The organism is Mesorhizobium sp. M3A.F.Ca.ET.080.04.2.1, assembly GCF_003952525.1.
Classification (GTDB): Bacteria; Pseudomonadota; Alphaproteobacteria; order Rhizobiales; family Rhizobiaceae; genus Mesorhizobium.
Genome location: NZ_CP034451.1, coordinates 5,161,894 through 5,181,761 on the forward strand (window position 1 = coordinate 5,161,894; position 19,868 = coordinate 5,181,761).

Consider the following 19,868-nt stretch of genomic DNA (forward strand, 5'->3'; position numbering starts at 1 on the left):
TTGCTTTTACGTCGTTTTAGCAAAACCGCTGCACACTTTTGCGCGACATGCAGTAGCCCTCTTTACCCTTGCTAAGTTGACGAGGCTGAAGGCCGAGAAGACGAAGGCGTTGCGGCAGCTGAGATTTGTTTCAAAGACAAAAGCCCCGCCGGAGAGGGGACCGACGGGGCCTATGTGTCCCGCTGGAGTCGGGACAGGGCAGGGAACGCCCTGATTTGAATTTGGGTGTCGCAATGCGGCGATTCAATGAACGCGGCGACTAAAGGGACAATTCTTCTTTCGCTTCAACGAAAAGGCCCGTCCGGGTGGACGGGCCTTCATCCTTTCGTGCTGATTCCGGAAATCGGATCAGGAGCTTGAAATCAAACGCGCTTTACTGCTCGTTGCTCGCCACCGGCGCCACCAGCGAGGTGATGCGGCGGATCGCGACGCGGCGGTTCTCGCGGTTCGGGCCGGACGTATCCACCTTGAGGTACTCCTCGCCATAGCCCTGCGTCGTGAGGTTCTCGGCCGGAATGCCGAACGCGTTGGTCAGTGCTTCGGCAACCGCCTCGGCGCGCCGGTCCGACAGCGCCAGGTTCGCATCGGGCGTGCCGACCGCGTCCGTATGGCCCTCGATGAGGAAGGTTTCGGCCGGGTTCTTCTTCAGAAGTTTGTCCATGGCGGTGGCCACGCCTTCAAGCTTCTGCACCTCTTCATCGGAGATCGTCGCCGAGCCGAAGTCGAAGTTCAGCGTGTCCAGGTCGATACGGCGGGCGATGTCGCGAATGCGGGCCGAGCGCTTGACCTCGTCGACCGAGTAGAGGCGCTGCACTCTCTCCACGGGCGGCTGCTCGAGGAAGGTGTAGTACTCGTCCGGATCCTCGACATCCTCCGAATCCAGGATGTAGTCCCGGCGCGAAATGTCGAGCCGCAACGGCGGCAGGTCCTCGCCCGGATCGCGCCAATCGTCGACATCCTGGTAATACCGCTCGTCGACATAGGTCAGGATATATTCCTGGCCATCCGGCATGATGCGCGAACGCTGGATGACGTCACCATTGCGGTTGCGAATGGTGACGATCCTGATGCCATTGTCGCGCAGCACGGTTTCGCGGGTGCGGCCACGCGGCAGATCCTCGTAGTAGACATCCTTGGCGCCGCGCGTGATGCGAGGAGCCTCGTTGCTTTCCACGATCGTCTGGTTGTTGAACTGAAGGATCACACGGTCGCCGAACTGCTTCACCACGTCCGCGCCCTCAGGCCGCCGGCGCTCGCGGACAACCTGCTCGGGCGTAAGCTCGATCCGCTTGCCCTGTTCCTCGGTAACAGGAACGATCTTCTCAGGCTTGATCTCCTGCTGCGCCGCCTTGTCGTCGGTGGGCGGCGGGCCCTGATCGACCGGCGCCAGTTTCTGGACCTGCTTTGCGCCCTGCTGCTCAGCCTGGCCTTGAGCATTCTGGTCTTCGCCGGTGCCTGCGCCTTGGGCGTTGCGCCCCTTATGCCGGCGCAGCACGTCCTTTTGGCTGTCCAGAAGCGGAGCTTCACCTTGCTTGGCGGTGGTGGCTTCGCCCTGGGCCGGGGCTTCGCCCTGCGCCGGCGCGGCCTGCTCGCCGGTCGCCGGCTGTTCGCCGGACGGGGGCTGTTCTCCGGTCACCGGCTGCTCGGCAGCCGGTTGCTGCTGGCCGAGCGCCTTGCGCCTCTTCAGCTTGTTTGTCGGCTCTTCGCCTTGGGCGGGAGCTGCCTGCTGCTCTTCCGGCGCCGGTTCAGCATTCTGGGTTGGAGCCTGCTCGGCGGGAGCCGTCTCGGTCTGCTGCTGCTGATCCCGCTTCTTCTTGCGTTTCAATTGCTGATCGGTGGTGGCCGGCGCAGCCTGTTCGCTCGGAGCGGCCTCTTCGGCAGGAGCCGCCTCGATCTGCTGCTGCTTCTTCTTTCGCGGCTTGAGCTGCTGGTTGTCGTTCGCAGGCGCAGGCTGAGCCTGCTCGGCCGGTGCCGATTCGAGCTGCTGCTGGAGATCGCGCTTCTTCTTGCGCGGCTGGATCTGCTGCTCGTCCGTCGTGGCCTGGCCGCCCTGATCGGCGGGAGCCGTCTCGGTCTGCTGCTGCTGGTCACGCTTCTTGCGCGGTTTGAGCTGCTGTTCTTCGGTTGCGGGCTGGCCGCCCTGATCGGCCGGCGCAGCCTCGATCTGCTGCTGCTGGTCGCGCTTCTTGCGCGGCTTGAACTGCTGCTCTGCAGGCGCTGCTTCCCCGGCCTGGCCGGTGTCCATCTGCTGCTGCTGGTCCTGCCGCTTCTTGCGCGGCTTCTGCTCCGGCTCGGCGGGCTGCTCGGCCGGGGCCGATTCGGTCTGTTGTTGCTGCTCGCGCTTCTTCTTCTTCGGCTGCTGGGCTTCCCCTTGCTGACCACCTTGCGCGCATTCCTCGGCCGATTGGCCTTCGGCGCAGCTCGATTGCGCCAGAATCAGTGGCGCTCCGCGCGGGGTGTCGAAAGCGGCACTTCCCTGCAGCGGGAACGCGCCCAACGGCGCGGATGCCATCAGCAGGCCGATTGCCGTGCCTGCCAGAATCCGTGGTTGGCGTTTCATCTCAATTCTCCTTTTGGGGTCCCATCCCTGCCCAAACTTTCATCAACCGCAATTGGTTCCAGTTCAAGGCATTGGCCCCAACCAAGGTTGCTCGGCGGGCGTTTTGAAGGCAATTCCATGTTTTTCTAATGTTGATATTGGGCCGCGCTCACTGCGATGCTTGACCAAAAGGCCCGGCAGCGCCAAATCCCCGGCATGGATGCGCCTTTCTGGAAGACCAAGCCGCTCGAGGCGATGACCCCAGCCGAGTGGGAATCGCTCTGTGACGGCTGCGGCAAATGCTGCCTGTCGAAGCTCGAGGATGAAGATACGGGCGACATCTATTGGACGAGCGTCGGTTGCCGGCTGTTCGATGCAGAAACCTGTCGTTGTGCGGACTACGCCAACCGGTTGGCGCGCGTGCCTGATTGCGTCGGGCTGACCCCGCAAAATGTGCGTACCATCAGCTGGCTGCCCAAGACATGCGCCTACCGGCTGATCGCCGAAGGCCATGATCTCTACTGGTGGCACCGGCTGGTTTCCGGAAGCGGGGAGACCGTGCATCAGGCGGGAATTTCGATCCGCGGCCGGGTGAGGGCCAAGGAAACCGATCTGGCCGAGCCGGACGACTATTTCGATTACATGCTGGAGGACGAACCCTGACGAGTTCGCCTGTTGAGGACGAACCCTGACGAGTTCGCCTATTGAGGACGAACCCTGACGGGTTCGCCTGTTGAGGACGAACCCTGACGGGTTCGCCTGTTGAGGACGAACCCTGACGGGTTCGCCTGTTGAGGACGAACCCTGACGAGTTCGCCTATTGAGGACGAACCCTGACGGTTCGCCCGTTGAGGACGAACCTGACCGGTCTGCCTTTGACAAGCCGTAAGACGGTTTTGACGGGAACCGGCGGCGCGACGACGCGTTTGGGCGGCAGGTTTCAGAGTGAAGGGGCGATGGCAGCGGGAGAATTCCCTTTTCCTGCCACATGAACCGGACATGAACGCCCGGTTCGCAAATGGTTCAGACAGGAAGGGGCATTCTGCAGTCATCGGTTTGCCAAACACCAGTTCGCCAACCACCGACTGGGCGAGAGCCCTCAACAAGGAGAGAAGACGATGTTCAACACCATCAAGACGGCAGCCCTTTCGGCCCTTGTCGGCCTTGGCACGCTAGGCGCCATTCCGGCGCATGCGGACAGCCTCTATCTCGGCTTCGGCAACAACCATGATCCGCGCTTCGGCGTCTACACAGGCGATGACGATGACGGATATTACCGTCGCGAATGGCGTCGCGACCGCTGCTCGCCGGACCGCGCCCTCGACAAGGCTGAGCGCATGGGCCTGCATCGCGTCCGGATCGTCGACGTCAGCCGCCGCACGGTGAAGGTGGCCGGTCGTCAGTATGGCGATCGCGTGGTCGTTGTGTTCGCCAACGTGCGCGGTTGCCCGGTGATCTACCGCTGAGGCTTCATCGGCGGGGAGCGGCATGAAGCACGCTCCTCGCCGATCCCCTCTGTGCATGATCTTCTTCGAAGATCCGGAGGGATGGCCTTCGGAGGGTCGGTCAAGGTCAACATGAGGGTCAGTCTTTGGTAGCGGAGCCCCTTCGGCATGTCCGAAGCGCGCGGCTCGAAAAAACCCCGGAGGATCGGTTCCCTCCGGGGTTTTTTGTTCATTGATCAGGTCGGACTTGGCTATTTCAGCTCGAATGTGACGGTCACCTGGACGGTGTAGGCGTTTTCACCGGCCTGCACAGGCACGGCGGCGCGCGCGGCATCAAAGGCTTTTGCGTTCATCGGCATCGGCACCGGCACGACGTTCTGGTCGGTGATCTCCAGCACCCGCCCGAGACTGGCGCCGGCCGCCGAGGCGAGCGTCTTGGCCTTGGCGATCGCGTCGGCGACGGCCTCCTTACGCGCCTCGGTGATGGTGGCCTTGGGATCGTCGTTGGTGAAGGCGATGCCGCCCCCCTGGTTGACGCCGAGCGACACCGCCTTGTCGAGAATGTCACCGGTCTTGTCGATGTCGCGCACACGCACAGAGAGTGTGTTGGTCACCTGATAGGCGACAAGCTCGGCCTCCTGGCTGCCGTCGGGCTTGTTGGTGTAGTTGTAGCGCGGGTTGATCTGGATGCCGCCGGTCTGCAAGTCGCGATCGGCGATGCCGGCGGATTTCATCGCGGCGATCACCGCCGCCATGGCATCGTTGTTGGCATCGAGCGCGGCGCGCGCGGTCTTGGCCTCGCGCATGACGCTGAGCGTCAGGATCGCCATGTCGGGCGCGACCGTCGCTTCGCCTTCGCCCGACACGACAATGCGTGGAGGGGTCGGCGAATCGGCGGCACTCGCCAGCGCCGGAAAAGCGACCGCAGCAGCGAGCGCAAAGGTCAGAAGACGTCTGGTCATGAAACCTCCTCGATATGGTTGGGCCATTCCTTGCCGGCACGGACTCGGCTCGAAAAAGCCTGGATTCGTCGCACTGCCTGCAATACCCGGAACCTGTTCACGCCCGAATGGGCGCAAGCCGATCTATCGCCGGAATATGGGCCGATTTTAGCATTCCCCGCCAGCGCTTTCGAAAGCCTTGTGCCGCGAGCCGAAAAACACTAAGCCAGCCCGCGTGGGGCCTGTAGCTCAATGGTTAGAGCCGGCGGCTCATAACCGCTTGGTTGGGGGTTCGAGTCCCTCCGGGCCCACCATTATCGTTATTTATCAATGATTTATAGGGTGGTTCGCCACGAGGTTCGCCAATAGGTTCGCCAAGCATCGGCTTGCGGGTGACCAGACGCGCACGACTCGATCCATCCCCTGGACCGCCAGCCGAACCTGCGATGCCTCGCGCGAATAGAGCTCGGCATGATCGATATCATCGTGACCGAGCACGTCCATGAGCTGTCTGGTCGAGGCTTCTGCTTCGGCCAGATAAACGCCGAGCGACTTTCTCAGCCCGTGCAAAGTCAGGCGCCCGCGGCATCCTCAATATTGCTGAAATTGGGCTTTGGGTTCCCCAAATGCGCCACGACCCAGCCATAATCGCCGCCAAACTCTTTGCCGTAGCGGCGGATCGCATCGGCATAGTCCTTTTCGATGCGCGCGGCGGCACGTTTCGCAAAGGGAGCATAACCAAGGCGCGTATGGCATTGCTGATATTGCCCGAGGCCCTTCTTCGCCTCAACGATCTCATGCGCGACGTAGCGCTCGGCGAGCGCTTCGCCGCCATCGTCCAGGAGCATCGCAACGCAGGCAACTTCGTGAAGCGTGCGCCACCGGGCCATTGCGCCGTCAGCATAGCCGTTCTCCATCTCGGACGCGATCTGGATCGCGCGGACATGGAGGTGAGAGAGCGCCTTGTTCAGATGCGCGCGACGCATGGGCCGGCCTTGCCGCTACGCTGCTCCCGCCGCACGACGAACTTTGGAACTTCGGTGGCGAAACTTATGTGGGGTTCAAGGACGGCAGCGTCCGTTACCAAGATGCGTTCGGTCGGACCGAGAAGGAACGCGAAACTCTTAAGAAGGTCCCGCCGACGAAGGAGTTCGCGTCGGGCGCGCCCTGCGGTTGCGGGTCAGGACATCCCTACCGCGTCTGTTGCAAGTCCAGGCCATCGGCGCTGCGGCCAAGCTGAACTGAACAAAGCATCCGCGAGCGCAATCTCGTGTTTCATCGCGGCATCCTCTCGATCCTGGGTTTAGACGCGGGCAAGGACTGGACAGTGGTCAGACGGGAGCTGACCGATGACCAGATCAGGGAAGTCTATTTTCTCTACGAGGCGCTCTGGCCGCTCGAAACCGATCTTCTATCGCTCCTGCCAAAACCCGACGGGCGGCCGCGCGCGGTATACACCGGATCGCTCCATCCGCAGTCCATCGTAGAGTTTGCCCTGGGCGCGTCGCTCTACTTCGGCGAGCTGATCGTCGAAACGCCGTTCGTCCACTCCGGCACCATCGCCGAGAAGTACCGGCCGACCGAGAATCCGCGCAGCTACCATCTCGAATTCCTGAAGGCTGTGGCATTCTTCCTCAACGTCATGCCGCTGGTAGACGCCGGATTGATCAACCTCATTTCGGACCCGTGGACCTTCGACTACCATCTCCGCCGCGAAACCATGGCGATGGGGGAGGACCGTGCCGCTGGGATCGACATAAGCCTCCGCGGAGAGCCGCGCCTGGAGGAGTTGGTGCGTGTCGACTTCATGCGCGACATGCTGATGTGGCCCCGGAACGCGCACGAGGCCGGATGCGTGAGAAGTTTCCCGATCTGGATGCGGCCGGCATCGCGGAAATATTGTCCGAGCTGGAGCGGCTGAAAGAGGAGGACCCGCTTGCGGCCTTGCAGGACGGCATCTTCAATGGCGGCAAGGAAGGCGGCCAGATGCGCCTGATGCAGATGGGCCGAACTTCGAAATCGCTATGTATCTGGCGCAGGCGACCGGGGCCACTATCGTGACTGACAGCGCCTTCCGCTGGCAGGAGATCATCCGCGCGGCGCGACCGAGGTTGGGAGCGCCTTCGGCGCGCTTCAGGCAGCTCGCTGGAAATCTTGCTCGACGCCGAGTTCCTGTTTCCCGACAATCCCGACCGCATTATCCGGATGGCGCGCGAGGGCATATTGGCAGGCTACCCCGCACTTTTCGGCGAGATGTTCCGGTACCTGGCTGGTGTGGTGGAGCGCGGTCCCAGGCCTCAGCGCCGCGTCAATTCGAACCTGACTACATCTCTACGCAGCGCCTATCGACATAGGTCTCCAGTATTCTGCCACGGCCGTTCCGCCATGTCTGGAATTGCGCCAGTCCGACACGAGCGGCCGGTTTCCCTTTGACTTCACTGGGGAGGAGGGGACGGAAATTCGAATGCCGCATGTTCGTGGGGAACCACCATGGGATGGGCCGGATTGGCGAACGCGATATTGCGGGACGATCTTGAGGCCCGGCATGCCGCGCGCGGCACGCACCGCCATGCCACTCGGCTTCAGCTAGTTGAGTTCAACCGAGCCAGCCGCAGCAAAGAGTTGCGCGCGCAGCCATTGATGGCCCGGATCTTCCTGATGCCTGGGATGCCAGTAGGCGCTGATCCCGATAGTTTTCAGTGAAATCGGGGGTGCGAAGAGATCGAGCGATGCATCGAAATGCCGAAGCATTCTTGTCGGCAGGGTGCAGAGGAGATCGCTTCCCGCGACGATCGTCGGCGCCACTGCATAACTTTGCACTGACATCGCGACCAGGCGCGAGCGGCCGATCGCGCCTAAGGCCCTGTCGATGAATCCGGAAAACGGATTCCCCTCGGATGAAACGAGCAGATGCGCGGCACCGCAAAACGCATCGAGATCGAGCGGCCCCCTCCCACGAGGGTGGCCTTTGCGCTGGGCAGTGGCGAAATCGTCGTCAAACAGCCTCCGCCCAATCCAGGCATTCTCCGCCCCCGTTGCAATGCCCACAAAGATATCGACGTCGCCACTTTCGAGCAGGGTCGGGATTTGCTTCCGGTTCGGCACAGCAAGTCGTAGTCGAAGGTTGGGCGCGCCTGCTCGAGCACGCTGGACTAGGCTCGGACCAAGCATGATTGCCGGGTTCTCTTCCAGTGCTAGCGTGAACACCCGGTCGCTGCTCACCGGGTCAAACGTCGCCGGTTCCAATATAGCTCTGATCTGGCGTAGCACGCCCGCAACCAACGGAATGAGTGCTTCTGCCCGGGGCGTGGGAAGTACACCGCGCCCGTTAGGCGCAGGGATGAAAAGGCGATCATCGAGCAGGGTGCGCAGCCGGGTCAATCCCACCCCAATAGTGCATCGCTCCAACATTGAACAAAGGATGCACAAGGAAAATCGCCGGCGGAGATTCCGACCGGCGATTTTGCCGTGCTTGCGCTGCTTGAAATCAATGCGCGTCTCGATTCGTGTAGGTCACGGGTACCCAGTCATAGCCGCCTTTGCCATCGGCGCGGATATGGCCGATGCCCGGGAAAGGCAGATGCGGTACCGCGATGAGGTCGCCGTGCGCGGCGAACGAGGCGAACGCCTGTTTGCGGACCAGGGCGGCACCTTTGTCATCCTGGTCATAGGCGATGGTCACGTCCGGGTCGGGAAACTGAACCGCCGCGACGTGGATCGTGTCGCCGATGAAAATGATGTGCTCGCCCTTGCTGGTCAGCGTGTAGAAAGCGGCTCCCGGCGTATGACCGGGATATCCCTATCCCTTCGTCTACGGGCAGCTTGACCTGTCGCTGTTCCCGATCGTGGCCTGGCGCGATTGCGTCCGGCAGGCAATGAGCAAGAAATGGTTCAATGCCTGGACCGACGATCTCTATCTGGCCGATGATGCTTTGTTGATAGAGCAGATCCGGACCAAGGTTCTGACCAAGCGCGGCATCTTTGCACGGCCCGAGGAAATCCTGATCACGCTCGGATCGCAAAATGCGCTTTATCTGCTCGGTGCCGTGCTGATTAGACCCGGCACTCAGATCGCGATGGAGAACCCCGGTTACTATGCCGCGAGGGACATCTTTGCGATGGCTGGGGCCAACATCCAGGCCGTCCCGGTGGACCATGAAGGTTTGGACCTCGATCAGCTCGGCTCGGCGGAACTTGTTTTCGCCACACCCAGCCATCAGTTCCCGACCAATGCGACCCTCAGCCTCGAGCGGCGCTATCGCTTGCTTGCATGGGCCGAAAACACCGACGCCCTCATTATTGAGGACGACTATGAGGTCGAGACCGATTTCAGCGGCGATGCCACGATGCCGATGAAGGCGCTCGACCGCAGTTCCCGGGTGATCTATGTCGGCAGCTTTTCCAAGTCGCTGATGCCAGGGCTGCGACTTGGCTTTGTGGTTGCGGACAGCCGTTTGATTGCCGAGCTGCGGCGCTTGCGCGGACTGATGATGCGCCATCCTCCCAGCAACAATCAGCGCACCGTCGCTCTCTTTCTCGCGCTCGGGCATCACGATGCCTATCTCTCGCGCATGAAGCGCGTCTATGCGGAGCGCTGGCATGAACTGTCGTCAGGTTTGGACGCCGACTTCCCTGGATGGAAGCGCCAGACCAAGTTTGGCGGTTCATCCTTCTGGCTCGAGGGACCGAAAGGTTTTTCCGCCAGCCAGCTGGCGCAGAAAGCGCTCGGCGCCGGGGTCGTGATCGAACCGGGCAACGCTCTTTTTCACGGCGGCTCGTCCAACGATCGCTTCTTCCGCATGGCCTTTTCCTCCATCCCGAAGGAACGAATCCGGCCCGGAATAGCCCGGCTGAGGGAGATCGCGGAGACCCTCGTCTGAGCAGCAAGCCAAGCCCGCCCATCGAGCCGATCGCAAGAAGATCGTAGACTGACATCGCGGTTTGAGGGCTCCAGCCATGCGGACGTGCTCGGCGTGTCCGATCTGGCATCATCTGCGCGGGTGTTTGCTGGAATCTGTCCATAGCTCTTGGACAGCCGTTTCGCGCAACTAGTCCTCAGCGGGACCAAGTTCGGCATGACGCCGCCGTGACCTTCGCGGTCATGACGCGTTCGCATTTCAGGCCGCCAAGCGTGCGGCCACAGATCAGACAGAGGGGGTTCTCACATGACGACGATTGGCCATTTCGTGAGTGGCAAGCGGGTGGATGGCAAGGGCGAGCGCATGTCCCAGGTGTTCAATCCCGCTACCGGCGAGCAGATCGCGACCGTACAGCTGGCCAGCAAGGCCGAGGTCAACGCCATTGTGAAGGTGGCGTGGGAAGCCCAGTCGGCCTGGGGCGCCACGCCACCGGCAAAACGTGCGCAGGTGATGTTTCGTTTCCGCGACCTGCTCAACCAGCATATCGACGAGCTGGCAAAAATGCTTTCGGCCGAACATGGCAAGACCATTCCCGACGCGAAGGGCGAGATCGCGCGCGGGATCGAAGTCGTCGAATTTGTCTGCGGCATCCCACAGCTGTTGAAGGGCGAGTACTCCGAGCAGGTCGCAAGCGGAGTGGACACTTTTGCGATCCGTCAGCCGGTTGGGGTCGTTGCCGGCATCACGCCATTCAATTTCCCTGCCATGGTGCCGCTTTGGATGTATCCGGTGTCGATCGCGTGTGGAAACACGTTCGTGCTGAAACCTTCAGAGCGCGACCCTTCCGTCCCTCTTCGAATTGCCGAACTGTTCCATGAAGCCGGTCTTCCGGCAGGCGTGTTCAACGTCGTCAATGGCGACAAGGAAGCCGTTGATGCTCTGCTTGACCATCCACTTGTCGACGCGGTCAGCTTCGTAGGTTCGACCGCTATCGGCCAGTACATCTATTCCCGCGGCACCGCGAACGGGAAGCGCGTTCAGGCGCTGTGCGGTGCTAAGAACCACATGGTCATCATGCCCGATGCGGACATGGATCAGGCGGTCGACGCGCTCATGGGTGCCGGCTACGACTCGGCCGGCGAACGTTGCATGGCGATCTCGGTCGCGGTCCCGGTGGGCGCGGAGACCGCCGATCGGCTTATCGCCAAGCTGACCCCCAAGGTGCAGTCGCTCAATGTCGCCCCTTACACCGATCCCAATTCAGACATGGGACCCGTCATCAGCCGAGAAGCTCTCGACCGGATCAAGGGATACATTGCCGAGGGCGAAGCCGCGGGCGCGAAGCTGGTGGTCGATGGCCGCAATCTCAAGCTTCAGGGGTACGAGGGCGGATATTTCCTCGGAGGCTGCCTGTTCGACAACGTCACCACCGACATGTCGATCTACAAGAACGAGATTTTCGGGCCGGTCGTGTCGGTCGTGCGCGCCAAGGGTTATGCGGAGGCCGTCGATATGATCAATTCCCATGAATATGGAAACGGCACCGCAATCTTCACCCGCGACGGCGATACGGCGCGTGACTTCTTCAGCCGCGTGAAGATCGGCATGGTGGGCGTGAACGTTCCGATTCCGGTGCCGGTGGCCTATCACTCCTTCGGCGGCTGGAAGAGATCGCTCTTCGGCGATCACCACATCCATGGCATGGAGGGCGTGCGCTTCAACACCCGTCTCAAAACGATGACCACGCGCTGGCCTTCCGGCATCCGCGAAGGCGCGGTCTTCAACTTCCATTCCGGTTCCGACACCAAGGCTTGAGAGGCGGCCGAGGCAATGAGACCTAACGATCTCGATCAGTTCTGGATGCCGTTTACGGCAAATCGCGACTTCAAGGCGGATCCCAGGCTGATCGCCTCGGCGAAGGGGATGTACTACACGTCGTCGGACGGCAGGAAGATCCTCGATGGCACGGCCGGGCTGTGGTGCGCCCGAGGCTATGAGGCGATGAAGCGCGCCTGGGCAGAGGGCTGATGATCCGCGTCACCGGGGACACGATCGCGCTGTCACCGCCATTGATGCTGAGCGAGGCCGAAATCGACCAAATGTCCGATACGCTGCGCAGAGTGCTGGCGGAAACGGCCTGAAGCCGCTGGACGCGGAACGCCTCGACCGTCTTCGCCTCAGGTCACGAAGAGCCTGTTACACCGCTCAGGCGTAAAGAAACGCCGGCATTCCCGCACGAACTCCTTAAGCGCCGGCGAGGGGTAATCGTTCGGCCGCAAGCCGACCCCGATGGAGGGCATCGGCAGCGCTTCCGCAAACGGCACGCAAGCGACCTGCTTTCCTGTGTAGGCATGGTCGATCTGAGGTCGCAGGTTCAGGATCGAAAAGCCCAGGCCTGCGGATACGAAGCTTCGCACCGTCTCATAGCTTCCCGTCCGATAGATGATGTTCGGGGACATCTCGGCTATCTTGAACAAAAGGTCGAAATAGGTGCGCGACTCCGGCAGATCGAGAAGGATCATGGGTTCCGACCCGAGGTCCCGCAGCGAGATCCGATCTTGAGAGGCCAGCGGATGATCGCTGGCAAAAATGGCATGTGGCCTGGCCTGGCCCAGCTTCTCGAAGAGGACACCGCTGGGCAAGCCGAGGTCATAGCTGAGGATCACGTCCACAGTCCCGGCATCAAGCAGTGAATTCACGAAGGGCAGATCTCCCTCGAGAACCTGGATCCTCAGATCCGGGTAGCGCACTGTCATCCCCTGAAGGATCGAAGGCAGGGTAAGCGGCGCTATGGGAGCAAAGCATCCGATATGCAATTCGCCACGAACCTGTGCCGAAATGCCGAGAAGCTCGGCATCGAGTGTCTCGGCCTGCTGCAAAAGGTACTCGATCCGCTCAAGCAAGGTCTTGCCGGTGGGAGTCAGCACGAGCCCCTTGCTGGGCTGGCGAACAAACAATCGAATCGAAAAGGACGATTCGAAACTGTCGATCGCCGCCCAGATCGAACTCTGGGAAATGCTCAGCTGTTTTGCGGCGGTTGCAATAGAGCGATGTCTGGCAGCTGCCCGCACGTAACTGAGCTGCCGGAGGCTGAATTTCATCCCCGCCCTTCATCGTAGAAACCGGTGAATGCAATCTCAAAAAAACATTATTCATATCGAGCCTGTGAAGGCAAGCTGCCTCTGGTGGTAAGACGCAGGTAGGGTGCACTGTCGGATCCGAGCAGTGCCGGATCGGGACTTCGACGCCTTGCCGGGAGGATTGTCCTGTTCGATCGCGACCGGCCTATGTCGGCTGATCGCCTCAGCGGGCACACGAAAGCAAACTGGAGGACAACATGCGCCAGGATTGGCTCGGAAACACCGTCACGACCAGCTCGGATGCGACGGTTGCCGGCATCAACGACTTTGTCGAAGGCTTCCTGGCCTATGAGAACAAGGCCGCCAGCATCCTCAAGGCGGTCGAGGAAGAGCCCGACAGCTGCCTCGCAAACGCCTATGCGGCGATGTTCTACATGTTTCTTGAAAGCAAGGACGCTCCCGGCCTTGCCCGCCCCTTCATCGAGAAGGCGCAAGCCGCGGCAGCCGGCGCCAGCCGGCGCGAGCAGATGACGACCGCCATCGTCCGCGCCTGGGTCGACGGCGATGTCGCAAAAACCATCAAGCTATCGCATCAGGCGTTGGAGGAGTTTCCCCGCGACCTCGCCATCGTCAAGCAGGCGCAGTACCATCATTTCAATCTCGGCAATTGCGCGGGAATGCTGGCGGTGGCCGAGCAGGTGATCGACCACAATGCCGACATCCCCTACATGCACGGCCTCGCCGCCTTCGGCTATGAGCAGTGCCATCTGCTGAAGGACGCGGAAGCCTCGGCCTGGAAAGCCGTCGAGATGAAGCGCAAGGAGCCTTGGGCTCACCATGCGCTGGCGCATGTGATGATCACGCAGGGGCGCATAAACGAGGGCGTCGAGTTCCTGACCGATGTCAGCAAGACCTGGGTCGACCTCAACTCCTTCATGCTGACCCACAATTGGTGGCACCTGTCGCTCAACTACATCAATCTCGGCCGCTACCAGGACGCGCTCAGGCTCTATGACGAGCGTATCTGGGGCGTGTGGAAGGAATATTCCCAGGATCAGATCGGCGCGGTCTCGCTGCTGATGCGGCTGGAGCTGGTGGGCGCCGACGTCGGCAATCGCTGGCAGGAGCTCGGTACCTATCTCAAGCCGCGTGTCGACGACTTCGTGCAGCCGTTCCTGACCATGCAGTATGTCTACGGGCTGGCCCGGGCCGGGTTGCCCGAGGCCGACCAGCTGATGCAGAACCTGCGTGCCTTCTCGGCCAAGACCCCGGCGCTCACCCGCGAGGCGTGGGGCGATGTCTGCATCGTCGCCTGCGAGGGCCTGCTTGCCCATGCCCGTGGTGACTTCGAGACTGCCTTCCGCAAGATGACCCTGGCCATCCCGCGCATCCTCGAGATCGGCGGCAGCCACGCGCAAAGGGCGCTGTTCCACCAGATACTGCTCGACAGCACGATCAAGACCGGTCGCTACTCCCAAGCCCAGCAGATGCTGGAAGCCGAGCGCGCATACGACCCCAACTCGGTGCCGGCCAACACAGCCCTGGTCAACGTCTACCAGAACCTCGGCCTCAACCGCGAAGCCGCAAAAGCCCAGGCCCGGATCTCTACGATAAATTAGAACTTTCGTCACGGACGCCCGTCAGTCCGAGCCAAAAGTCCGCATTCAAATAGCAGAGCCAATGACCAGTATAGCTGTTCAACAGACCGGCACGCAGCCGGATGCCCAAGCATTGACCGCCGGTTTTGAGAGTGGCGCGGTAAGTCCGGTTGACGCGTGTGCGGCTGCTCTCGATCGCATTGAGCGCATCAATCCATCAATCAATGCGTTCTCCCAGGTGCTGCCAGGGCCGGCCCTTTCCGCGGCCGAGGCATCCGCGAAGCGCTGGAAGGCAGGCAAGCCGCTCTCCTGCATTGACGGCGTCCCTTGCACCGTCAAGGATTTGCTATTGTCCAAGGATTGGGCCGCCAGTTTTGGCAGCCACGTCTTTGACAGCCGGGCACCTGCAGATTTCGACGCTCCGGCCGTGGCCCGGCTGAAAGAGGCCGGCGCGGTTATCCTCGGCCTGACCACTTCGCCGGAAATGGGCTGGAAGGCGGTGACGGATTCCCCCCGCTTCGGTGTCACCCGCAATCCGTGGGACACGACCAAGACCGCCGGTGGCAGCAGCGGCGGTGCCGCCGCGGCCGCGGCCGCCGATCTCGGCAGCCTGCACGTCGGTACCGATGGCGGCGGATCGATCAGGATTCCGGCCGCCTTCTGCGGGATCGTTGGCCTGAAGCCGAGCTTTGGGCGTGTGCCTGCCTATCCGGCAAGCCCCTTCGGTACCGTCGCTCATACTGGCCCAATGACCCGCACGGTGCGTGACGCCGCGCTTATGTTGAGCATCCTATCCAAGTCCGACAGTCGCGATTGGCACGCCCTGAAGCCGGATGGGCTGAATTACCACGATAATCTCACCGCAGACCTCGCAGGCAAACGCATTGCTTTCAGCGCCAATCTTGGCCACCTCGATGTCGACCCCGAAATTGTCGCCATCTTTCGCGAGACGATCGATGTGTTCCGCGAATTGGGCGCGATTCTCGAAGAAGTCGATCCGCCTCTCGGACCGTGCCAAGCCATTTTCAACACGTTGTGGTTTGCAGGTGCAGCCTACCGCATGCGTTCAGTGCCCGACGAAGAGCGCGACAGGATCGATCCCGGTCTTCGCGAGGTTGCCGTCGAAGGGGCTCGCATCTCCCTGCACGAGTTCCAGAAGGCTACCCTGGATCGATCGGAGATGGGAGCCAGAATGCGTGCCTTCCATCAGCGCTACAGCCTGTTGTTGACGCCGGCAACCACGGTGGTCGCTTTCGATGCTGGGCAAGAAGTTCCCAATCCGGCCGAAGGCGCACGTTGGACAGACTGGGCAGGCTTCAGCTATCCGTTTAACCTTACACAGCAGCCTGCCTGCTCAGTGCCTTGCGGGTGGTCATCATCGGGACTGCCGATCGGCTTGCAAATCGTCGGTCCGAATTTCGCCGATCTCGAGGTGCTGCAGGCCGCCTATTCGCTCGAGCAGGCTCGACCTGGAAGGCAAACGGAATTAAATGCCGCATAAGTGCAAAATTGTTGCTCTCACAGGCGATCCGGTGGACTTCATCGCGCCCGCGCATTCCCTTCAATGTCGTTCGGGCAGCGACTCGAAGGCTGCTCGCTTTCATGTACGCAGACAGCTGTGAGCGCGCACATCACCACGTCGGGGGAGTCTCCAACGTCAATAACCGACCAGAGCGCAGCTGACGCTGCAATTATTTGCGTCGACAACTTCCCAATCGAGGCAAGGCGCGCCGGAATTCATCTATTCCGGGGCATACAGGGCGTGAGGGCGAGGATCGACGGGACCTTTGTCTACTCGCCTTCACAGCCTCGATAGTCGAGTTCTCAGGCGGCCGACGGCCCGGGGTCGTCGAACCCGGTGTCGAAGGCCGCCGCAACCTTGTTCTGAGCTCCACCATCGGGCTCATCGGAACGATGGACAATGCGCAGACCCGGCCCGCCCAGTCGGTGCGAGCCGGGCGCGGTAACTCCCGCCAGCTTCAGCCTCTCGCGCCTTGCGGCTTCTGGCTGATAAACCACTTCATGCACCGTCAGCGTTTCAAGGCTGCCGTCCACTGTCGGAATAGACATCGACTGGCCCTCGGCCAGACCGAGCAACGCCAAGCCTCGCGGATTGGTGATAGGCAAAAGCATGCCAACCAGACCGCGCATCTGGTCATGTGCGACGATGCGGGTTTCGGCAGGGCCGTCGTTCACCCGATAGGCCACCCGGCTGCTGAGTGTCACGACGTTTGCCGGGATGTCATCGCGAAACATCACAATTGCGCTCGAAATCTTCCGCTGGAGAATGGCCGAGAAGGTTTCATCGCGGATTGGATGGCGCTCCCGGATCACCTCAAGAATGGTGTAGTCCTTGGTGGTCAGCTGGCAAGTGTCGATATTGGGCATGGTGCGTCTCCAGTCTCCAGCCGGGCCTCTCCAAGGGTATCCGGCAACAAGCAATTGATCGGCGGGTGGAAGGCTACCCCTGCGCCGGACCAGAACAGGCCGGCTCAGGGGTCAGACTCCCGCGATCAGACTGCCTGCGTGATTGAGGAGACGGACCGAGACGCCCATGTTTAGAGGCTCGCCGCGATCGCAGACGAAGGTGCGAGGCGGTCGGGGCTATCGTCTTCCGGGGTGGGATGGTTCACACCAAGCACCAACAGTTCGTGCCGGCGTCCGTCTCGGGCGGTCCACATGATCGACTGTCCAGCCGAGAGGCCGATCAGGGCCGTGCCGATAGGCGTCAGGATTGAAACCTTCCCCTCAGAAATGTTCGCTTCGCCCGGATAAACGAGCGTGACCGTTTTCCGATCGCCTGTGTCGGGCTTGAACGTCACAGTCGAGCCCATCCGGACAGTGCCGGCAGAGACCCAGCCATCGGCGACGACGCGCGCACGCTCGAGTTCGGCAAGCAGTTCATCGGACGCAACTGGGTTTCGTGCGGCCACAGTGGTCGCCAGCGCCGACAGACGTGCGTAATCCGACTGCGAGATGCGGATGTTCGGCTTACGCCGAGTTTTTGTATTGTGCAGCATTTGAATTCTCATAATTTCTGGTGGGTCAGCCGCTATCGAGGTAGCGGAAACGGGCCAATTCGAAGAAATTTTTTGCTCGAAGCGGCGATGCCCGGGGACGTGCAGCCCTGCGGATCATCCCATATCGATGGAAATCTAGCCCCTCGGCTCGGGGCACATGCCAGCCGAGCCGGGGGTTAAGATCCCGCGATGGGGCAAACCCGGAAAAGAAAATCGCAAAGAATTTTAGCAGCGGCGTTCATAAGAGCATAGTTGGGGAAGCAATTCCGGAAGTCAAGGCAGCCGCCTCAGCGGTGTCACTCTTGAGCTATTCGCGGCGACCGCCGAGCAGCGTCTTTATCACCAGTTCTCTTCCAGTCCTGTTTATGCCGGTCCCGTGCGGTCTCTTTTGCGCCAGCCCGAAGACAAGCCGTTCGGCCAATTCTTTCGATAGAGCCGGGAGGGTCCGCGATTCATGAGCTTAGGCGCTGTCTGCTCCTCCTCGGTGAGATCACCCCCACAGAACCTTCATGACGATCTCCTTGCTTGCACCCGGTCAGCAAACGCGGGATTCTGAAATTGCCCATTGACGGGGCTGAGATCTGAATTCGTCGATCCCTGGCAAACCTGAGCCTATGGAACGGCGTCGGTTCCGACGATGCCACCCTCATTCTCCAGAATGCCGATTCGCCGGACCTCGGAGCGATTGAGCTTCAGGCGAACGCCAATACCGCCGCCGTTTTCGGCAATGAAAACAGCGCCGGCCTTTTCGAGCGCGGTTTGCAGTGCGTCGCAGATGTCCCGGTCGGGGAGGGTGATCCGACGCTCGAATTCTTCGATGACCAACTCATCCACGCCTGAATTGCTGGCGAGCTTTTCGCGGGTCCATTCGACCAGCGCGCGAGCGGCGCGGCATTGGGCACCAGTGATCATCGTAAGATTCCTTTTCAGATGCCGTCGTGAGCGAAATCACCCCTCTAGTGAAAATGAGTACGCTTCCGGCGCGATCGCTCGACCTGTCAAAATGGGTATCGCGTCCGAAAAGGGAAGGGCCGATCCCGCTCGCTGGTGTCCCCATGCGAAGCTGCCGTTCCGCTTGCCGCTATTTGCATCCGTTTTCGGCGATGGTCGTCTTCCAGTCGGCCGCGATCCCGTCGAAGCGTCTCCTTTGCCGATCCGCCATCCTTGAGCACATAAGGTGCCAGACGTGCGTTCATCTGCTCGATGAGCTTGGCGTAATAGGGTTCTGCCCAGAAGTCCTTCACCACGAATAGGCTCTGGTAGAACGCTTCATTGTACGGTGTAGCGTTGCGGAACGTCTCCGACTGCAGAATGCGGGCGTCGGCGGTATAGCCTCCAAGGTCCGCCCATTTTCGTTGGGTGTCATCGCGAACGAGCCATGCGAGGAACTTCCTGGCTTCCGCTTGCTTGCGCGAATAAGACACGATCGAGATACCTTGGCCACCCAGAGCCGTGAATCGATCTCCGTCCGGTCCAGCCGGGCTGGCGAAGAATCCCGTGACGGAGGCGTTCGGATTTGTCGCTGGGTTCACCAGTGCCGGAAAGAAGGCGAAGAAGTTCATACTCATTGCCGCCAGACCGCCGGTGATCGCCAGGTCTTCCTCTCGATTGGTGGTATTGCCCCAGTCCGGCGGCGTGAAGGAGTAGAGCTTCTTGTAAGCCTCAAGCGCCCTGATGGCCTGCGGCGAGTTAACGATGCCTTCGATCGCACAAGTGCTGTAGTTCCCGAGTTCGCCGCCATAGCTGAACAACTCGGACATGAAGCCCATGATCAGACCGTCGCCGTGCTGCTCTGTGTAGATCGCCACGCCATAGCGCGGCGGATTGGCGTGTGGTCGGTAGAAGAACTCGGCGATGTCGCGCAACTGCATCCAGGTTTTCGGCGGGGCGAGATTGTAGCCGTACCTCTCTTTGAAGGCCTTCATTTCGGCAGGATTCTCGAACCAGTCCTTGCGGTAGGCCCAGCCGACCGCGTCGGCCTCGAGCGGAATGGCCCAGTAGCGTCCGCTGCCCTTTGGATATTCTGAATAGTAAGTCATCGACGCCGGCGTCATGACCTTGGTCAGATCGGTCTCCTTGACGAGGTCGGTCAGCTCGACATAGTGACCCTCCGTGGCACCAGCTCCAAGCCATTGCGAATCGCCGACGACCATGTCGTAGGCGTCGGCGTGGGCATTGAACTCCATGAATGCCTTATCTTGGAAGTCGGGCCAGTTCACGGTCTCGACCGTGACCTTGACCCCTGTCTCCTTCTCATACTCGTTGGCGAGTTCCTGCAGATAGTTGGCCGGATCCCATTCCGCCCACAGGATCGTGAGTTCGGTCGCAACAGCCCGGCCACCAGGCGGCAGCAGTGCAATGACCGCCAACAGGCCGATCCACATTC

General features: G+C 61.2%; 15 protein-coding genes, 1 tRNA gene and 4 pseudogenes. 9 read left to right on the forward strand and 11 right to left on the reverse strand.

All coding sequences use genetic code 11. From position 1 onward, the window contains the following. Positions 1–373: 373 nt before the first annotated feature. On the reverse strand, positions 374–2,560 hold the full coding sequence (locus EJ074_RS24650) for an OmpA family protein (protein ID WP_095806874.1): 2,187 nt from the start codon (positions 2,558–2,560) through the stop codon (positions 374–376). A 195-nt stretch (positions 2,561–2,755) separates the two neighbouring features. Between EJ074_RS24650 and EJ074_RS24655 the strand changes: the two genes are divergently transcribed. Continuing rightward, positions 2,756–3,202, forward strand: a complete 447-nt coding sequence (locus tag EJ074_RS24655) for a YcgN family cysteine cluster protein (protein WP_095807031.1) — start codon at positions 2,756–2,758, stop codon at positions 3,200–3,202. 455 nt (positions 3,203–3,657) lie between these two features. Continuing rightward, positions 3,658–4,005 carry a hypothetical protein gene (locus EJ074_RS24660; RefSeq protein ID WP_095806873.1) on the forward strand — a complete coding sequence of 116 codons (348 nt, stop codon included), beginning with the start codon at positions 3,658–3,660 and terminating at the stop codon, positions 4,003–4,005. Between the two features lie 230 nt (positions 4,006–4,235). On the opposite strand, the gene EJ074_RS24665 is transcribed toward EJ074_RS24660, so the two are convergent. Continuing rightward, positions 4,236–4,946, reverse strand: coding sequence for an SIMPL domain-containing protein (locus EJ074_RS24665; RefSeq protein WP_095806872.1), 711 nt, complete (start codon positions 4,944–4,946; stop codon positions 4,236–4,238). 217 nt (positions 4,947–5,163) lie between these two features. Between EJ074_RS24665 and EJ074_RS24670 the strand changes: the two genes are divergently transcribed. Continuing rightward, positions 5,164–5,239 (forward strand) — tRNA-Ile (locus EJ074_RS24670). 85 nt (positions 5,240–5,324) lie between these two features. Here the strand turns inward: EJ074_RS24670 and EJ074_RS24675 are convergent. Further along, positions 5,325–5,529 (reverse strand): annotated as a pseudogene (locus EJ074_RS24675) (tyrosine-type recombinase/integrase); the annotation flags it as partial. 34 nt (positions 5,530–5,563) lie between these two features. Then, positions 5,564–5,911: pseudogene (locus EJ074_RS24680) on the reverse strand (DUF5677 domain-containing protein); the annotation flags it as partial. A 284-nt stretch (positions 5,912–6,195) separates the two neighbouring features. Here EJ074_RS24680 and EJ074_RS29970 point away from each other — a divergent pair. Next, the gene (locus tag EJ074_RS29970) at positions 6,196–6,846 is read left to right on the forward strand and encodes a hypothetical protein (protein ID WP_207210052.1); all 651 of its coding nucleotides are present in this window, start codon (positions 6,196–6,198) and stop codon (positions 6,844–6,846) included. A gap of 665 nt (positions 6,847–7,511) precedes the next feature. Here the strand turns inward: EJ074_RS29970 and EJ074_RS24690 are convergent. Both EJ074_RS24690 and EJ074_RS29975 read right to left on the reverse strand, forming a co-directional pair. Then, entirely contained in the window at positions 7,512–8,306 is a 795-nt protein-coding gene (locus EJ074_RS24690; RefSeq protein WP_207210053.1) for a LysR substrate-binding domain-containing protein, read from the reverse strand. A gap of 106 nt (positions 8,307–8,412) precedes the next feature. Next, on the reverse strand, positions 8,413–8,607 hold the full coding sequence (locus tag EJ074_RS29975; protein ID WP_207210054.1) for a hypothetical protein: 195 nt from the start codon (positions 8,605–8,607) through the stop codon (positions 8,413–8,415). A gap of 193 nt (positions 8,608–8,800) precedes the next feature. Between EJ074_RS29975 and EJ074_RS24700 the strand changes: the two genes are divergently transcribed. The 3 genes and pseudogenes from EJ074_RS24700 to EJ074_RS24710 form a co-directional block, all read left to right on the forward strand. Beyond that, positions 8,801–9,805, forward strand: coding sequence for a PLP-dependent aminotransferase family protein (locus EJ074_RS24700; protein WP_095806870.1), 1,005 nt, complete (start codon positions 8,801–8,803; stop codon positions 9,803–9,805). A 285-nt stretch (positions 9,806–10,090) separates the two neighbouring features. Continuing rightward, the gene (locus EJ074_RS24705) at positions 10,091–11,599 is read left to right on the forward strand and encodes a CoA-acylating methylmalonate-semialdehyde dehydrogenase (protein WP_129553845.1); all 1,509 of its coding nucleotides are present in this window, start codon (positions 10,091–10,093) and stop codon (positions 11,597–11,599) included. 15 nt (positions 11,600–11,614) lie between these two features. Continuing rightward, positions 11,615–11,767 (forward strand): annotated as a pseudogene (locus tag EJ074_RS24710) (aspartate aminotransferase family protein); the annotation flags it as partial. Positions 11,768–11,961: 194 nt separating this feature from the next. Here the strand turns inward: EJ074_RS24710 and EJ074_RS24715 are convergent. Continuing rightward, positions 11,962–12,885, reverse strand: a complete 924-nt coding sequence (locus EJ074_RS24715; protein ID WP_095806868.1) for a LysR substrate-binding domain-containing protein — start codon at positions 12,883–12,885, stop codon at positions 11,962–11,964. Positions 12,886–13,121: 236 nt separating this feature from the next. On the opposite strand from EJ074_RS24715, the gene EJ074_RS24720 reads away from it, so the two are divergent. Both EJ074_RS24720 and EJ074_RS24725 read left to right on the forward strand, forming a co-directional pair. Continuing rightward, positions 13,122–14,483: a tetratricopeptide repeat protein gene (locus EJ074_RS24720; protein WP_095806867.1), complete on the forward strand. Its 1,362-nt coding sequence runs from the start codon at positions 13,122–13,124 to the stop codon at positions 14,481–14,483. A 61-nt stretch (positions 14,484–14,544) separates the two neighbouring features. After that, complete coding sequence (locus tag EJ074_RS24725; RefSeq protein WP_095806866.1) at positions 14,545–15,963, forward strand: amidase; 1,419 nt, start codon at positions 14,545–14,547, stop codon at positions 15,961–15,963. A 323-nt stretch (positions 15,964–16,286) separates the two neighbouring features. On the opposite strand, the gene EJ074_RS24730 is transcribed toward EJ074_RS24725, so the two are convergent. The 4 genes and pseudogenes from EJ074_RS24730 to EJ074_RS24745 all read right to left on the reverse strand — a co-directional run bounded on the left by EJ074_RS24730 (position 16,287) and on the right by EJ074_RS24745 (position 19,866). Beyond that, a complete protein-coding gene (locus EJ074_RS24730; protein WP_095806865.1) occupies positions 16,287–16,850 on the reverse strand; it encodes a nucleoside-diphosphate kinase in 564 nt (187 codons plus the stop codon). Between the two features lie 170 nt (positions 16,851–17,020). Continuing rightward, positions 17,021–17,482, reverse strand: a complete 462-nt coding sequence (rnk, locus tag EJ074_RS24735; RefSeq protein WP_095806864.1) for a nucleoside diphosphate kinase regulator — start codon at positions 17,480–17,482, stop codon at positions 17,021–17,023. A 612-nt stretch (positions 17,483–18,094) separates the two neighbouring features. Next, positions 18,095–18,394, reverse strand: coding sequence for a hypothetical protein (locus EJ074_RS24740; protein ID WP_095806863.1), 300 nt, complete (start codon positions 18,392–18,394; stop codon positions 18,095–18,097). A 169-nt stretch (positions 18,395–18,563) separates the two neighbouring features. Next, positions 18,564–19,866 (reverse strand): annotated as a pseudogene (locus EJ074_RS24745) (extracellular solute-binding protein). Positions 19,867–19,868 lie beyond the last annotated feature (2 nt).

Bases quoted from the DNA above. Each gene is read 5' to 3' on its own strand.
- EJ074_RS24665 (WP_095806872.1), bottom strand. From the start codon at position 4,946: ATGACCAGACGTCTTCTGACCTTTGCGCTCGCTGCTGCGGTCGCTTTT.
- EJ074_RS24655 (WP_095807031.1), top strand. From the start codon at position 2,756: ATGGATGCGCCTTTCTGGAAGACCAAGCCGCTCGAGGCGATGACCCCA.
- EJ074_RS24700 (WP_095806870.1), top strand. From the start codon at position 8,801: ATGAGCAAGAAATGGTTCAATGCCTGGACCGACGATCTCTATCTGGCC.
- rnk (WP_095806864.1), bottom strand. From the start codon at position 17,482: ATGCTGCACAATACAAAAACTCGGCGTAAGCCGAACATCCGCATCTCG.
- EJ074_RS24715 (WP_095806868.1), bottom strand. From the start codon at position 12,885: ATGAAATTCAGCCTCCGGCAGCTCAGTTACGTGCGGGCAGCTGCCAGA.
- EJ074_RS24740 (WP_095806863.1), bottom strand. From the start codon at position 18,394: ATGATCACTGGTGCCCAATGCCGCGCCGCTCGCGCGCTGGTCGAATGG.
- EJ074_RS24725 (WP_095806866.1), top strand. From the start codon at position 14,545: ATGACCAGTATAGCTGTTCAACAGACCGGCACGCAGCCGGATGCCCAA.
- EJ074_RS24730 (WP_095806865.1), bottom strand. From the start codon at position 16,850: ATGCCCAATATCGACACTTGCCAGCTGACCACCAAGGACTACACCATT.
- EJ074_RS24660 (WP_095806873.1), top strand. From the start codon at position 3,658: ATGTTCAACACCATCAAGACGGCAGCCCTTTCGGCCCTTGTCGGCCTT.
- EJ074_RS24650 (WP_095806874.1), bottom strand. From the start codon at position 2,560: ATGAAACGCCAACCACGGATTCTGGCAGGCACGGCAATCGGCCTGCTG.
- EJ074_RS24720 (WP_095806867.1), top strand. From the start codon at position 13,122: ATGCGCCAGGATTGGCTCGGAAACACCGTCACGACCAGCTCGGATGCG.
- EJ074_RS24705 (WP_129553845.1), top strand. From the start codon at position 10,091: ATGACGACGATTGGCCATTTCGTGAGTGGCAAGCGGGTGGATGGCAAG.